Raw genomic sequence first — 1,143 nt, 5'->3', positions numbered from 1 at the left:
CCTCGACTCCAACCCGACCAAACTCATCGAGATCGTCGAGATCGGCAAACAGCTCCTCATCACCCGGGGCGCCCTGACCACCTTCTCGATCGCCAACGACGTCGCGAAGTACTTCGCGATCATCCCCGCGATGTTCGCGGTCGCCTATCCGGGCCTGGACAAGCTGAACATCATGCGGCTGTCGTCGCCCGAGTCCGCGATCCTCGCCGCGGTGATCTTCAACGCGCTGATCATCATCGCGCTCGTCCCGCTCGCCCTCAAGGGCGTGCGCTACCGGCCGACCACCGCGGACCGGATGCTGCGGCGCAATCTGACCGTCTACGGCTTCGGCGGGCTCATCGCCCCGTTCATCGGCATCAAACTCATCGACCTGCTCATCTCCCTCATTCCTGGCATCGGGTGACGACCATGAACACCTCCGTACGCAATACGGGACGGCTGATCGCGGCGGCGCTGCGCGCCCTCCTCGTCCTGACCGTCGTCTGCGGCGTCGTCTATCCGCTCGCCGTGACCGGCGTCGCCCAGACCCTCTTCAACGACAAGGCCAACGGCTCGGAGATCGAGGCCGACGGCAAGGTCGTCGGCTCCTCCCTCATCGGCCAGACCTACAACCTGCCGAAGAAGGACCCCGACAATGCCGACGAGGCGGCCCGGCCGGACCTCAGGTGGTTCCAGCCACGGCCCTCCAACGGCCTCGGCAGCAACAGCGTCAACACCCAGTACTCGCTGATCCTCTCCGGAGCCACCAACCGCTCGGGGGACAACGCCGAGCTGATCCAGTGGGTGAAGGACGCCAAGGCGGCCGTCGTCAAGGACAACTCCACCGCCACCTACAAGGTCAAGCCGTCGGATGTGCCCGCCGAGGCCGTCACCTCCTCCGGCTCCGGCCTGGACCCCGACATCCCGCCCGCGTACGCGAAGCTCCAGATCCACCGGGTCGCCGAGCGCAACAACCTCGATGTCCAGCAGGTCGAGAAGCTGGTGAAGGACCACACCAGCGACCGCGTCCTCGGCTTCATCGGCGAACCCCGGGTCAATGTCCTCAAGCTCAACATCGCGCTCAAGGAGCTGACCGGGAACTGACGGCAGCGACGGTACGGGCATGTCCGGCCGTACTGGCGGCGCCGAACGGCGGGGCACCCG

The 1,143-nt window shown here is 66.3% G+C and carries 1 protein-coding gene and 1 pseudogene; both read left to right on the top strand.

All coding sequences use genetic code 11. From position 1 onward, the window contains the following. Positions 1-403: pseudogene (locus ACWF94_RS40860) on the top strand (potassium-transporting ATPase subunit B); the annotation flags it as partial. A 5-nt stretch (positions 404-408) separates the two neighbouring features. Next, positions 409-1,083 (top strand): potassium-transporting ATPase subunit C, encoded by a 675-nt coding sequence (locus ACWF94_RS40855; RefSeq protein ID WP_453500419.1) that lies wholly within the window; start codon positions 409-411, stop codon positions 1,081-1,083. Positions 1,084-1,143 lie beyond the last annotated feature (60 nt).

Source organism: Streptomyces sp. NPDC055078 (assembly GCF_053607985.1).
This window is presented reverse-complemented; position numbering and strand designations above follow the sequence as displayed.